Below are 13,544 nucleotides of genomic sequence, written 5' to 3'. Positions count from 1 at the left end.
CCCATGAGCAACACCGTTTTCATCGGCGCGAAGGAATATTTCCCCGGCATCGGCAAGATCGGCTTCGAAGGCCGCGACTCCGACAACCCGCTCGCGTTCAAGGTCTATGACGCCAACAAGAAGATCGGCGACAAGACCATGGCCGAGCACCTGCGCTTTGCCGTGGCCTACTGGCACAGCTTCTGCGGCAACGGCGCCGATCCGTTCGGCCCGGGTACGCGTGCGTATCCGTGGGACATCGGCAACAGCGCGCTCGATCGTGCCGAAGCCAAGGCCGATGCCGCGTTCGAATTCTTCACCAAGCTCGGCGTGCCGTATTACTGCTTTCACGATATCGACCTGTCGCCGGATGCCGACGATATCGGCGAATACGAAAGCAACCTCAAGCACATGGTGGGCATCGCCAAGCAGCGCCAGGCCGACACCGGCATCAAGCTGCTGTGGGGCACCGCCAACCTGTTCTCGCACCCGCGCTACATGAATGGTGCATCCACTAACCCAGACTTCAATGTGGTGGCGCGTGCCGCGGTGCAGGTCAAGGCGGCGATCGATGCCACGGTGGAGCTGGGCGGCGAAAACTACGTGTTCTGGGGCGGCCGCGAAGGCTATGCCTGCCTGCACAACACGCAGATGAAGCGCGAGCAGGACAACATGGCGCGCTTCCTCACCCTGGCACGCGACTACGGCCGCGCGATCGGCTTCACCGGCAACTTCCTGATCGAGCCCAAGCCCATGGAGCCGATGAAGCACCAGTACGACTTCGATAGCGCCACGGTGATCGGCTTCCTGCGTCAGCACGGCCTGGACCAGGATTTCAAGCTCAATATCGAGGCCAACCACGCCACGCTCTCGGGCCATAGCTTCGAGCACGACCTGCAGGTGGCTTCCGATGCCGGCCTGCTCGGCAGCATCGATGCCAATCGCGGCAACCCGCAGAACGGCTGGGATACCGACCAGTTCCCGACCGACCTGTATGACACCGTCGGCGCGATGCTGGTGGTGCTGCGCCAGGGCGGGCTGGCACCGGGTGGCCTGAATTTCGACGCCAAGGTGCGCCGCGAGTCGTCCGATCCGCAGGACCTGTTCCTGGCGCACATCGGTGGCATGGATGCGTTTGCACGCGGGCTGGAAGTGGCCAACGCATTGCTGACGTCTTCGCCGTTGGAGACCTGGCGCGCCGAGCGTTACGCCAGCTTCGACAGCGGCGCCGGTGCCGACTTTACCAACGGCACCAGCACGCTGGCGGATCTGGCCAAGTACGCCGCCGGCAATGCGCCCAAGCAGATCAGCGGCCGTCAGGAAGCCTACGAAAACCTGATCAATCAGTATCTGACGCGTTGATGTCCCGTGGCCGGCGGCGCACTGCGCGTCGCCGGCCGATGTCGGCCACCCCCGTGGCTGCTCCTTTGCATGCTTCCAGGTGAACCCATGTCCAGTGTCTCCGTAAACGGCGCCCCCGATGCCGGTGAGAACACCCGTTTTATCGTCCTGATCAGTTGCGTAGCCACGATCGGCGGATTCTTGTTCGGTTTCGATAGCGGCGTGATCAACGGCACTGTCGATGGCCTGAAGCAGACCTTCAATTCCAGTGCCGCCGAGACCGGGTTCGAAGTCGCCTCGATGCTGCTGGGTTGCGCCATCGGCGCCTTCTTTGCCGGCCGCCTGGCCGACCGCTGGGGCCGCCGCGCGGTCCTGATCATTTCTGCGGCGCTGTTCCTGCTCTCGGCCATCGGTGCCGGTGCCTCGCACAGCTCCGGCTTTTTCATTTTCGCGCGCGTGATGGGCGGCTTTGCCGTCGGCGCGGCGAGTGTCATTTCACCGGCGTATATCGCCGAAGTTGCCTCGGCCCGTTATCGCGGCCGGCTGGCCACGATGCAGCAGATCGCCATCATCAGCGGGCTGTTCTGCGCGTTCCTGAGCAATTACCTGCTGGCCAACGCCGCCGGTGCCTCCACCGAGCCGTTGTGGGCCGGGCAGGCCGCCTGGCGCTGGATGTTCTGGATGCAGGCGGTCCCCTCGATCCTGTTCCTGTTGCTGCTGCTGGTCATCCCCGAAAGCCCGCGCTTCCTGGTGGTCAAGGGCCGCCGCGAGCAGGCGCTGGTAGTGCTCAAGCGCCTGTACGGCAATGCCGCCGCGCAGACCAAGCTGAGCGAGATTTCCGCCTCGATGTCGGCCGACCAGCATAAGCCCAAGTTCTCCGACCTGATCAACAAGACCACCGGCAAGATCCGCCCGATCGTCTGGATCGGTATTGGCCTGGCGGTGTTCCAGCAGTTGGTCGGCATCAACGTGGTGTTCTACTACGGCGCGGTGCTGTGGCAGGCGGTGGGCTTCTCCGAGCAGGACGCGCTGCTGATCAATGTGCTCTCCGGCGGCCTCAGCATCGGCGCCTGCCTGGTCACGGTGATGCTGGTCGACAAGATCGGCCGCAAGCCGCTGTTGTGGATCGGCTCGGCCGGCATGGCCGTGTCGCTGGCGCTGGTGACCTACGCGTTCGCCACCGCTTCGCTGGACGCCAATGGCAAGCTCGCCATGTCCGATGCCATGGGCATGCTCGCGCTGGTGGCCGCCAACGTCTACGTGGTGTTCTTCAACGCCTCCTGGGGTCCGGTGATGTGGGTGATGCTGGGCGAGATGTTCCCCAACCAGATCCGCGGCTCGGGCCTGGCCATTGCCGGCGCCGCGCAGTGGACCTCCAACTTCGCCATCACCGTCAGCTTCCCGATCCTGCTCGGCAGTATTGGTTTGGCCGGCGCCTACGGCATCTACACCGTCGCCGCCTTCATCTCGGTGTTCTTCGTCCTCAAGTACGTCTACGAGACCAAGGGCAAGGAACTGGAACAAATGGAGGGCTGATTCCGGCAGTTATGCTGATATCGGCATGGAAGGTGAAGAAGGCCGCGCAATGCGCGGCCTTCTTTTTGAATTCCTCCTCATGTCCAAGCCTTATGCATGCAGGCATAAGCGACACCGGCAATGCGAGCAACGCGGCCAGGTCCGATTCGCCTGATCGCGTCAAGCTTTCGCGGACCCTCGATGAGATGCGCTACTTGGCGTTGCCTTCGAACCCATGATTCACCCATGCATGGGGCGGATGCACCAGCAAAGTGCAATGCGTGTCGTTAAACGCACGCGCTGTAGGCCGGGACGTGTAGGCCTTTATCGCAATGTGTGCGCCATCGCTATACTCCGTCGAGCAGTTCCCTCCAGACTAGGAAGCATCGTGGAACCAAGGAGTGGTGGTATGCCGGTAGCCAAAGAAGTCCTCAGGGGCATGATGATCAGCGTGTGCTACGGACTGACGTTCGTGATGCTCTGGTTCTTCTCTATCGATCAGTGGTACTTGCCTGTTGGTTTGCGTTTCGTCACCTTGCTGTTTCGGCCTTATCGTGAATGGCCATTCTTATTGGCTGGCGACGCCGCCGCCATGCTTTGGCTTCGCATTCCCCTGGCTTACCGCCAGGACTACAGCATGTTATGGGCCTATCTCAGCCCGTTTTTGCACGCGCCGATGATCGCGTGTTTTATATGGCTAGCCCGGCATCACGCGCGGCTGCTTGCTCAACAAGCTCGTTGGTTGGTTCCCTTTGGTATTGCCATTGCTTTCTGTAATTCGTTGTGGAGCATTGTGGTCAACGCGATGCTGGATGGTCCGCCCACAGTAAATTTTTGGGAGTTCCTGCTCCGTTACTGGCTTGGTAGCTATCTCGGTATACTGATGTTCTTGCTTCCAGTGATGCTTTGGTCGCCTAAACGGTCTCAACCTGTTAGGGTTGATTTGCCGCGTGATCTTGGCGCTTCGGTGATTGTCATTGTTGCGTTGTTTTACATGCTTACTTACGTGCATGACCCGCTCCCGCGGAACGTTCTGATGATTTCCTTGATTGGGCCTGCCATTTTTCTGACTCGACGTCATGGCTTTATAGGCACTGCGCTAGGTGCCTTGGTGGCAATTGTTGCACTTGCCATCAGTATTCCAAAGGTCTATCAGATTGGATATTACGATCCGAATCTTTTTTTGATTCAATTGTTCCATGTTTTTGTCAGTACGGGTCTTTTTATCTTTGGTGCTCGGTTAACCGTTCCTCTGAAGCGTTTTGATACCATTCGTCGTATTAGGGCGGAGGCCCAGCAGACTGTAAAAGATAGCTATTTGGCTGCTGAGCGCACGTTGCGCAGCCAAGTCGTAGAGTATTCTGACGTCAATGTGCAGATCAATCGGATGCGTAAAGACATCGTCGCAGACTTGCGTGCCCGGGGGCATCACGCGGCGGCAATGGAGATTACACGTGTTGCGGTGATTGAATCGCGACTACTTCAAGAGTATGTGGCAAACCTGTATCCATTGGAGATCGAAACACATGGCTTGTTCCAGTCGCTTCGTTCTCCAGCGTTGGCGCGCTTTAAATCTACGAAGTTTGAATACCTGTTGCAGGGAGATTGCCGCCAGCTCTCGCTTGGTCTTCAGTTGGCTGCCTATCGTTGCACGCTGAGTGCAATCGAGTTGCTGCCCCGCTCGGATAAGCATTTTATCCAAGCCCGAGTGTGGCGGGGTCGAGGCGGACAAGGGGTTGCACTGCGTGTGTTCGCGGATACATCTCTGGTAGAAGCTGTGCGGCGTGATTCGCCGGAGGCGGAGGCGGAATTTCGTGCTAGATTAAAGGCGCATGGCGGCATGTTCCGTCGCCGCCATGCGCTAACGCTGACCTTTCTTGTCGCGGAAACGTCTGTCGTTACTTTGAAGGAGAGACCTTCCAGTGTTCCCCGTTGGCTCGCGACTCGACGTGCACTGTGAAGTTTGCAGTCCGATAAACCATGCGAAGCCCGTAGCTAATTGCTGTGTTGGCAACCGCAGGGGCTGTGTTGGCCCAAATGGAATTGGTGGCTGGTATTGAAACGCGGTCTACATCCTTGCCCATTGGTACTACCCAGAGCGCATTGTCGACACGTGCCACCACCGCCCGCACGGTGCCTGCTGTGTCGTTGATCTGCAGGTAGGTCACGCCATCCCGTTGGAGTTCGACGATTGACCATGCAGCATCCAATGAGAGGTTAGCCGCCTTGGGGTTGCTGTCGCCAAGTCCCGTCATTGCATGCGCACCGACACCGCCGCTAGACGGGCAGCAGACTTGTGCCTGCGCTTCGTCCAAGATCAAAAATCCTGCCAGTACGCATACCGTTTTCAGTACGTTCGCCTTTACATCCATGATTTCGCCTTCCCCTGCTAGGGGCGATTCCGCCTGCGATTCAGGCTCGCTTACGTTACGGCCATAAAGTAGACGAGTGGTGGCTTTCACTCGAAATTGCTGGCAGTTACTCGTCTCGTACCGTCCATGTTTGAGAGGGACTGGCTCCGCCTCTTGAGTTGTAGCTAATTTCGTACATCCGCCTTGCTAATGAAAGACGAGCAAAGTCAGGTACTTGACACTTTGCCGACTGCGTAGCGCGGGGCATCAACGAAAGTTGCATCGATCTCCATATGCAAAACAGCAGACGGCAAGTGTTATAGGCTTGGCATACTGCCCAGGTCGCTTGGATTGCAGTTTTTGACGATGTTTTGGAATGCCCTGCTGACCAACGCTCTGGTTCTAGATCCTGCAGCGCCCGCTCAAACCATCTAATCACCCGCCCATGATGCGCTTGCCCCCAGCGACGCAGGAATTGCTGGGTGTGATGTTCGGCGGGATCTTGAAAGCGCTGCGAGGCGTCGGGCGATGAAGTTTGCTGTCAGCAGCTGAGCGCAGTCGATCTCGATGCAGCGACGCCAGGCGGCATAGCTCTCGGGGAGATCGTGTGACATGGGCGGCTTCTGGACGAAAGATGAACGCGGAGGCGTGGGCCGCAAGTGATCTCTCGCTTTTGCTAGATTGGTGTTACGTTATAACGATTATCCGCAGCTGCGCAGTCTTGCCTACCGTGTCCTGTTTTCTTGCGTCCCAGGTGTGCCGTCCGGAATCGCCGCGAGTGCCTTGCTGCCGTTTGTCGTGGCGAGTCGATTGCCTGCCTTGTAAGGGGAAGGCGTGTTGAAGCGCCGGCACCTGCTGCATGGCGGAGCTGCCGCATTGATGCTTTCGCCTGCGCTAGGATCTGCGCTGGGATCTGCGCAGGGGCTTGCAGTCCTGCGGGCATGCAGTGTGCAGCAGCAGGGCGAGCTGTTGCGCCTGCGGCTGGAGCTGAGTACGCAGCTTGCCTACCGCAGTTTCAGGTTGTCCGATCCCGACCGTCTGGTCATCGATCTGCCTGGCGTGTCGTCGCAGTTGCCGCGTATCGATCCGGTACCCGCCGACGCAGCGGTGGCCCGCATCCGCAGTGCGCCGCATCTTGATGGTCTGCGCGTGGTGCTGGATCTGCAGCAGCCATGTTCGGTCAACCCGCACTGGGAGGGCAGTACGCTGGTGCTGGAGTTTGCTGCCAGGCCCAATGGCGTGGCGTTGTCCGCGAGCGAGGCCGCTGCGGTGGCAGCGCCGATAGAGCAGGCCGAGAAGGGCGCGCCTGACCGATCGCGCCTGCATCCCTATGTGGTGGCGATCGATGCCGGCCACGGGGGGAGGGATCCGGGTGCGGTGAGCGCCGATGCACGTTATGAGAAGCATGTTGCGATGGCGATTGCTGCGCGCCTGCGCCAGCGTCTGGCCGCCGATGTGCGCTACGGGCCGACCATGATCCGCAGCGACGATCGTTTCGTGCCCTTGCACGAGCGGGTGCTGATCGCCCATCGCCGCAATGCCGATCTGTTCGTGTCCATCCATGCCGACGCCGCGCCTAACGCACAGGCGCGCGGTGCATCGGTGTATGCGCTGTCGGCGAACGGCGCCAGTTCGGCCATAGCGCGTTGGCTGGCCGACAGCGAGAACGCTGCTGACGCCATGGGCGATACCGCGCGCCGGCTGCATGTTCCGGGCAATCCGGTGCTGTCCCAGGTGCTGGCCGATCTGTCGTTGAGCGGCACCATTGCCAGCAGTGTGGCGTTCGGCAGGTTGATGCTCGGGCGCTTGCAGCAAGTCACGCACCTGCATCAGGGCGAGGTCGGGCAGGCCGGTTTTGCGGTGCTGAAATCGCCGGATATTCCGTCGCTGCTGGTGGAGACCGGCTTCATGAGCAATCGCGACGACTGTCGACGCCTGTGCGGCGACAACCATCAGGACGAGCTGGCGCAGACGCTGCATGCCGGCATCGACGACTACTTCGCTCTCAACGCCCAGCACATCAGCCGCTCTTAGGCATTCCCCGTCGCGCACGACGCGTATTCCCACTTTCCGATCAACGAGCTTGCGATGTCCGCCACGCTTCCCGATGTTGCCGTTTCCGAAACCTCCACGTTGAGCGCACCGCTGCGCTGGGTGGGCATGCACGACATTGCCATTCCTGTGCGCCTGGACGAAGCCGAGCCCGGCGCAACCGTGGGCGCGCGCGCCAGCGTGCAGGTGGATCTGCCGCGGCCCGAATTAAAGGGCATCCATATGTCGCGGTTGTACCGTTTGCTGGACCGGCATCTGGAACAGCCGGTCTCGCCAGCGATGATGTCGCGGTTGCTGCAGGCCTTGATCGACAGCCATGCCGATTGCGGCAGTCGTGCCGCGCGGGTCTCGCTGGCGTTCGAGGTGATGCTGCGGACCCCGGCGCTGTTGAGCGAGGGCTTGGCCGGGTGGCGCGCATACCCGGTGCGTCTGGAGGCCCAGTGCAGGGCAGGGCAATGCCATCTGCAGTTGCAGATCGATGTGCTTTACGCCTCCACCTGCCCATGTTCGGCCGCCTTGTCGCGGCAATTGCTGAGCGATGCCTTCCTGCAGCAGCATGCCGGACGCGAGACGCTGGAGCGAGAAGACGTGGCGCAGTGGCTGCGGGTCAATGGCTCGCATGCCACACCGCACAGCCAGCGCAGCATTGCGCAGGTGCGGGTGGACCTGCTTGCCCGCCAGCAGCGTCTGGAGATTCGCGAGCTGATCGGCGTGTGCGAGCGCGCACTGGCCACGCAGGTGCAGGCAGCGGTGCGGCGCATCGACGAGCAGGCCTTCGCCCGTTTGAATGGCGCCAACCTGATGTACGTCGAAGATGCCGCGCGGCGCCTGCGTCAGGCGCTTGCCGAACGCTATGCGGCATTTCATGTGGCGGTACGCCATCTCGAAAGCCTGCATGCCCACGATGCGGTCGCCGAAACCGATAGCGACGTGGCTGACCTACACGCATTCGCCAGATGAGGAGCGAGCATGTACTGCAAATGTGCGAGGCGTCTTGTGTGCGCTGCGAGCAAAAGCAGTCGCTGGTTCACCGCCCGGTGCAGCGGCCTGCACGAGCTGCGCAACGCAGGTTGCGTCGCTGCTACCGGTGCGTCGACACACATTGCTTGATGTGATTGGTGCTGCTTGCTGCACGCACCGGGTCAGGCGTGGCGCGTGCAGGTCCGTGGGGCACTTGCGCGGCAGCCAGCCTGTAACGGCAACCGATCTCGACCGATGGGGCGGGGCAGGAATTGCCGACAAAGGGCGAAGGCGTGGGTTTGCTTCAGTACCGCGCGGTGGCGGCCCAATGAAGGCTCACGCCTGGATCGCCGGGAAATGCGCACCCCCACAACGCAAAAACCCCGCAATGCGGGGTCTTGGCGTGATCTGCAGCAGGACCGACGTGGTGCTCCCTAGGGGACTCGAACCCCTGTTTTAGCCTTGAGAGGGCCACGTCCTAACCATTAGACGAAGGGAGCGTTTTGTCGCGTCTTGTGCAGCGCGCTAGTATAGTGAGGTAATAGCCGTTGGGCAATCCTGCAACACAAGACGGAAGCGCCATCATCGAACCCTCAGTTACATCCCCGTTCACGCTGCGCGTTATCCCACGCGATCAGCACACCATTTCGCGCAAGGACATCAGCCCCAACGCGCTGCGCGTGTTGTACCGCTTGCGCGAATCGGGCTTTGGCGCCTATCTGGTCGGCGGCGCGGTCCGCGACCTGCTGGTCGGCGGCCACCCGAAGGATTTCGACGTCGCCACCAGCGCCACGCCCGAAGAGGTCAAGGCGCTGTTTCGCAACTGTCGCCTGATCGGCCGCCGTTTTCGGCTGGCGCATGTGGTGTTCGGCCGCGAGATCATCGAGGTTGCCACCTTCCGCGCCAACGTCGACGACGGCAGCGGCGACCGCGAGCTGGATAACGGCCGCCTGGTGCGCGACAACGTTTACGGCACCATCGAAGACGACGCGATCCGCCGCGACTTCACCTGCAACGCCCTGTACTACGCGATCGAGGATTTTTCGGTGCGTGATTACTGCGGCGGTTTCGAGGATGTGCAGGCACGGCTGATGAAGTTGATCGGCGACCCGGAGCTGCGCTACCAGGAAGACCCGGTGCGCATGCTGCGCGCGGTGCGGCTGGCGGCCAAATTGAATTTCGACATCGAAGCCAGCACTGCCGAGCCGATCCCGCGCCTGGCCGGTCTGTTGTCCGAGGCAGCGCCGGCGCGCCTGTTCGAAGAGATCCTCAAGCTGTTCCTGTCCGGGCATGGCGTGGCCAGTTTCCAGGGCCTGGAGCGTTACGGCCTGCTCGGCGCCTTGTTCCCCGAGAGCGCGGCTGCGCTGAAGTCCAACCGCAGCGGCGCGTTGCGCGCGATGGTGCTGGAAGGCCTGCGCAATACCGATGCGCGTGTTGCCAACGACGAGCCGGTGTCGCCGGCATTCCTGTTCGCGCTGTTGCTGTGGCCGGCGTTCTGCCGCACCTTGATGGGGCTGCAGGCGCAGGGCGTGCAACCGGAAGATGCGCAGCGTCGTGCCGCCGACCGCGTTACCTTGCATCAGCTGGAGCGCGTCGCATTGCCGCGCCGGTTCTCGCTGCCGATGCAGGAAATCTGGTTGTTGCAGACGCGCTTCTCCTCGCGTCAGCGCAAGCGTGTGTTCCGCACCCTGTCGCATCCGCGCTTCCGTGCGGCGTTCGATTTCCTGGTGCTGCGCCAATTTGCATCGCCCGATCATGCTGCCGACGTCGAGTTCTGGCGCGAGGCGCAGAAGTCCTCCGGCCAGGAGCTGGTGGATGCGATCGAGTCGGCGCAGTCCGATCACGAGGGCGAGGAGGGCGCACCACGTAAGCGTCGTCGCCGCCGCCGCCGCCCCGGCGCCCCGGCAGGCGAATAAGCCATGCAGATCGCCTTTGTCGGCCTGGGTGCCAACCTGGGCCCGGCCGAGGCCAGCGTGCGCTCGGCCATCGCCGCGCTGGATGCGCTGCCGCAGACCACCCTGGTGGCCGCCTCGCGTCTGTACCGCACGCCCGCCTGGGGCCGCGAAGACCAGCCGGACTTCATCAACGCCGTCGCGCAGCTGCGCACCGATCTGGCGCCACTGCCGCTGCTGGAGGCCTTGCTCGGCATCGAACAGGCCTTCGGCCGTGAGCGTCGGGCCGGCGAGCGCTGGGGACCGCGCACGCTGGATCTGGACCTTCTGCTGTATGCCGATCAGGTGATCGACCTGCCACGCCTGCAGGTGCCGCACCCGCATCTGCACCTGCGTGGCTTTGCATTGCTGCCGCTGGCCGAGCTGGCGCCGGACGCCATCATTCCAGGCCATGGAACAGTGCGGCACGCCCTGCAAGCCATCGATCGCTGCGGGCTGGAGCCGATTGGGTAGATAATGGCCGGCTTATCACCCCACGTAATGAGTTCATGAGCAGCCATAGCGACAGCAAGCCCTGGACCGTGCCCGCCCTGGCCGAGGCCAAGCGGGCGGGTCGAAAACTGGTCATGTTGACCGCCTACGACGCCGGCTTTGCGCGCACCTTCGATGCCAACGGCGTGGACCTGATCCTGGTTGGCGACTCGCTGGGCATGGTGGTACAGGGGCATGACTCCACCTTGCCGGTGACCACCGCCGACATGGTCTACCACACCGCCGCGGTGGCGCGGGCGCTGCAGCAGGCCTTGCTGGTGGCCGACCTGTCGTTCCAGGCCGATGCCACGCCGGCACGCGCGCTCGATGCCGCCACGCAGCTGCTGCAGGCCGGTGCGGAGATGGTCAAGATCGAAGGCGCCGGACACAAGCTCGAGGTCATCCGTTACTTGGTCGAGCGCGAAATCCCGGTGTGTTCGCACCTGGGACTGACCCCGCAGTCGGTGCTGCGGTTCGGCGGCTACAAGGTGCAGGGCCGCGGCGAAGCCGGTGAGCAGCTGCGCCGCGATGCACAGGCGGTGGTCGAGGCCGGCGCCAGCCTGGTGGTGCTGGAGTGCGTGCCCACACCGATCGCCGCACAGATCAGTGCCGAACTCAGCGTGCCCACCATCGGCATTGGCGCGGGCCCCGGCTGCGACGGCCAGGTGCTGGTGATGCACGACATGCTGGGCCTGGACAGCGGCCACCGCCGGCCGAAGTTCGTCAAGGATTTCCTGGCCGAAGGCGGCTCGGTCGCCGGCGCAGTGCGCGCCTACGCGCAGGCCGTGCGCGATGGCAGCTTCCCCGATGCAGAGCACGCGTACGCCGCATGATCCAGACCCTGACCGATCTTTCCGCATTGCGCGCCCTGGTCACCGGCTGGAAGCGCGAAGGCCTGCGCGTGGCGTTGGTGCCCACCATGGGCAACCTGCATGCCGGGCATTACTCGCTGGTGATGCTGGCGCGCCAGTACGCTGACCGCGTGGTGTCCAGCGTGTTCGTTAACCCCACCCAGTTTGGCCCTAACGAAGACTTCGCGCGCTACCCGCGCACACCCGAGGCCGACCTGCGCGGCCTGGAGGATGCCGGGTGCGACGCGTTGTGGCTGCCGGACGTGGAGACCATGTATCCACTCGGCACCGCGCTGGCCACGCCGGTCCATGCGCCCGGCGTCAGCGACGTGCTGGAAGGCGTGTGCCGGCCGGGGCATTTTGATGGGGTCTGCACGGTGGTGGCGCGGCTGTTCAATCAGGTGCAGCCGGACGTGGCCGCCTTCGGCAAGAAGGATTACCAGCAGCTGGCGGTGATCCGGCAGATGGCGGCCGACCTGGCATTTCCGATCGAGATCCTCGGCGGCAGCATCGTGCGCGAGGCCGACGGCCTGGCGATGAGTTCGCGCAATCAGTATCTGTCGGCAGACGATCGCCCGATCGCGGCGCAGATCCGCAAGGTGCTGCTGCAGATGCGAGACAGCTACGCGGCTGGCACGCCGCGTGCGCAGGTCGAGCAGGCCGCGCATCAGGCGCTGGAGCAGGCCGGGTTCCGTGTCGACTACGCGGTGGTGCGGTTGCCCGACCTGAACGAGCCGGGCGAGAGCCATGCCGGCGCCCGCGTGGCGCTGATCGCCGCGCGGCTGGGCACGACGCGTCTGATCGACAATCTGGAATTCTGATCCGCCGCATCGCGCCAAACGGCCGGATCGACGCTGGCGCCGGGCATGCGCGACCCGCATGCGGGCGCCGGCGTCGCGGCCGGCCTGAAGCCCTCACGACCGGGCGTGCGGCAAACCGGTGGGCGCTGGCGCTTTCCGCTAAAATGCCGGCTTTCCTTTCGTTGTTGCCTGCGTCCATGCACCTGTCCCTGCTCAAAGCCAAGATCCACCGCGCCACCGTCACCCACTCCGAGCTCAACTACGAAGGCTCGATCGCCATCGACGGCCTGCTGCTGGAAGCGACCGGCATCCGCGAATTCGAACAGGTGCATATCTGGGACGTCACCAACGGTGCGCGTTTCAGCACCTATGCCATCCGCGCCGAAGACGGCAGCGGCATCATGTCGCTCAACGGTGGCGCTGCGCGTCACGTGCAGGTGGGCGATCTGATCATCGTGGCGGCGTTCGCCAGCATGAGCGAAGACGAAGCCAAGACCTTCAAGCCCAATCTGGTATACGTGAACGCGCACAACGCGATCTCCCACACCAACCACAGCATCCCCACCCAGGCCGCATGACACAGACCAACGGATTCGACGCGCTCCACGCCCACGCCCAGCGCCTGCGCGGCGCTGCCATCCCCGCATTGCTTGCCGCCGAGCCGGAACGGGCGACGCAGTACGCCAGGCACGTCGGTCCGTTGTATTTCAATTTCGCGCGCCAGAAGTACGACCGCGCCGCGCTCGATTCACTGTTTGCCATCGCGCGCGAGCGCGATCTGGCCGGTGCGTTCCAGCGCCTGTTCCGTGGCGAGCAGGTCAATGTCACCGAACAACGCGCGGCCTTGCACACCGCGTTGCGCGGCGATCTGACCGATGCGCCGGTTGCCTCCGAGGCGTATGCAACGGCTGCGCAAGTGCGCCAACGCATGGGCGATTTGATCCGGCAACTGGAAGCCACCGATGTCACCGACATCGTCAGTGTCGGCATCGGCGGATCGGACCTGGGCCCGCGCCTAGTGGCCGATGCGCTGCGCCCGGTCACCGGTGCGCGCTTCCGCGTGCATTTCGTGTCCAACGTCGATGGCGCGGCGATGCAGCGCACCTTGGCGACGCTGGACCCGGCACGCACCGCCGGCATCCTGATTTCCAAGACCTTCGGCACCCAGGAAACGCTGCTCAATGGCGGCATCCTGCATGCCTGGCTCGGTGGCAGCGAGCGCCTGTATGCGGTGAGCGCCAACCCCGAGCGCGCCGCCAAGGCCTTCGATAT

General features: G+C 63.0%; 12 protein-coding genes, 1 tRNA gene and 1 pseudogene. 11 read left to right on the top strand and 3 right to left on the bottom strand.

What is annotated here, in order from left to right; genetic code table 11:
* Nucleotides 1-3 precede the first annotated feature (3 nt).
* The 3 genes from xylA to OZ10_RS02135 all read left to right on the top strand — a co-directional run bounded on the left by xylA (nucleotide 4) and on the right by OZ10_RS02135 (nucleotide 4,795).
* Nucleotides 4-1,341 (top strand): xylose isomerase, encoded by a 1,338-nt coding sequence (gene xylA, locus OZ10_RS02145; RefSeq protein WP_039563812.1) that lies wholly within the window; start codon nucleotides 4-6, stop codon nucleotides 1,339-1,341.
* Nucleotides 1,342-1,428: 87 nt separating this feature from the next.
* Nucleotides 1,429-2,856: a sugar porter family MFS transporter gene (locus OZ10_RS02140; RefSeq protein ID WP_039413115.1), complete on the top strand. Its 1,428-nt coding sequence runs from the start codon at nucleotides 1,429-1,431 to the stop codon at nucleotides 2,854-2,856.
* Nucleotides 2,857-3,244: 388 nt separating this feature from the next.
* Nucleotides 3,245-4,795, top strand: a complete 1,551-nt coding sequence (locus OZ10_RS02135; RefSeq protein ID WP_039413117.1) for an MASE1 domain-containing protein — start codon at nucleotides 3,245-3,247, stop codon at nucleotides 4,793-4,795.
* On the opposite strand, the gene OZ10_RS20910 is transcribed toward OZ10_RS02135, so the two are convergent.
* Together OZ10_RS20910 and OZ10_RS22665 are read right to left on the bottom strand one after the other, a co-directional pair.
* Nucleotides 4,734-5,297 carry a hypothetical protein gene (locus OZ10_RS20910; RefSeq protein ID WP_228891081.1) on the bottom strand — a complete coding sequence of 188 codons (564 nt, stop codon included), beginning with the start codon at nucleotides 5,295-5,297 and terminating at the stop codon, nucleotides 4,734-4,736. The genes OZ10_RS02135 and OZ10_RS20910 overlap by 62 nt on opposite strands.
* 298 nt (nucleotides 5,298-5,595) lie before the next feature.
* A pseudogene (locus tag OZ10_RS22665) lies at nucleotides 5,596-5,800 on the bottom strand (hypothetical protein); the annotation flags it as partial.
* Nucleotides 5,801-6,023: 223 nt separating this feature from the next.
* Here OZ10_RS22665 and OZ10_RS02130 point away from each other — a divergent pair.
* On the top strand, nucleotides 6,024-7,220 hold the full coding sequence (locus OZ10_RS02130; RefSeq protein WP_039413120.1) for an N-acetylmuramoyl-L-alanine amidase: 1,197 nt from the start codon (nucleotides 6,024-6,026) through the stop codon (nucleotides 7,218-7,220).
* A 54-nt stretch (nucleotides 7,221-7,274) separates the two neighbouring features.
* Nucleotides 7,275-8,198 carry a GTP cyclohydrolase FolE2 gene (gene folE2 / locus OZ10_RS02125; protein ID WP_039563811.1) on the top strand — a complete coding sequence of 308 codons (924 nt, stop codon included), beginning with the start codon at nucleotides 7,275-7,277 and terminating at the stop codon, nucleotides 8,196-8,198.
* 425 nt (nucleotides 8,199-8,623) lie between these two features.
* On the opposite strand, the gene OZ10_RS02120 is transcribed toward folE2, so the two are convergent.
* Nucleotides 8,624-8,698: transfer RNA gene (locus OZ10_RS02120), tRNA-Glu, on the bottom strand.
* Between the two features lie 48 nt (nucleotides 8,699-8,746).
* On the opposite strand from OZ10_RS02120, the gene pcnB reads away from it, so the two are divergent.
* The 6 genes from pcnB to OZ10_RS02090 all read left to right on the top strand — a co-directional run.
* Nucleotides 8,747-10,114 carry a polynucleotide adenylyltransferase PcnB gene (gene pcnB / locus OZ10_RS02115; protein ID WP_039413126.1) on the top strand — a complete coding sequence of 456 codons (1,368 nt, stop codon included), beginning with the start codon at nucleotides 8,747-8,749 and terminating at the stop codon, nucleotides 10,112-10,114.
* A 3-nt stretch (nucleotides 10,115-10,117) separates the two neighbouring features.
* A complete protein-coding gene (gene folK, locus OZ10_RS02110; protein WP_039413128.1) occupies nucleotides 10,118-10,603 on the top strand; it encodes a 2-amino-4-hydroxy-6-hydroxymethyldihydropteridine diphosphokinase in 486 nt (161 codons plus the stop codon).
* Between the two features lie 35 nt (nucleotides 10,604-10,638).
* A complete protein-coding gene (gene panB, locus OZ10_RS02105; RefSeq protein ID WP_039413131.1) occupies nucleotides 10,639-11,454 on the top strand; it encodes a 3-methyl-2-oxobutanoate hydroxymethyltransferase in 816 nt (271 codons plus the stop codon).
* Nucleotides 11,451-12,293: a pantoate--beta-alanine ligase gene (gene panC / locus OZ10_RS02100; protein ID WP_039413134.1), complete on the top strand. Its 843-nt coding sequence runs from the start codon at nucleotides 11,451-11,453 to the stop codon at nucleotides 12,291-12,293. The genes panB and panC overlap by 4 nt, the downstream gene beginning before the upstream one ends.
* 176 nt (nucleotides 12,294-12,469) lie before the next feature.
* Nucleotides 12,470-12,850, top strand: coding sequence for an aspartate 1-decarboxylase (gene panD / locus OZ10_RS02095; protein ID WP_003481969.1), 381 nt, complete (start codon nucleotides 12,470-12,472; stop codon nucleotides 12,848-12,850).
* A partial coding sequence (locus OZ10_RS02090) for a glucose-6-phosphate isomerase (RefSeq protein WP_039563810.1) occupies nucleotides 12,847-13,544 on the top strand: 698 nt, incomplete at its 3' end. The genes panD and OZ10_RS02090, both read left to right, overlap by 4 nt.

Origin of the sequence: Xanthomonas cannabis pv. cannabis (genome assembly GCF_000802365.1) — a bacterium.
Lineage (GTDB): Bacteria > Pseudomonadota > Gammaproteobacteria > Xanthomonadales > Xanthomonadaceae > Xanthomonas > Xanthomonas cannabis.
The sequence above is the reverse complement of the archived record's forward strand: the minus strand, read 5'-3'. Positions and strand labels throughout refer to the sequence as shown.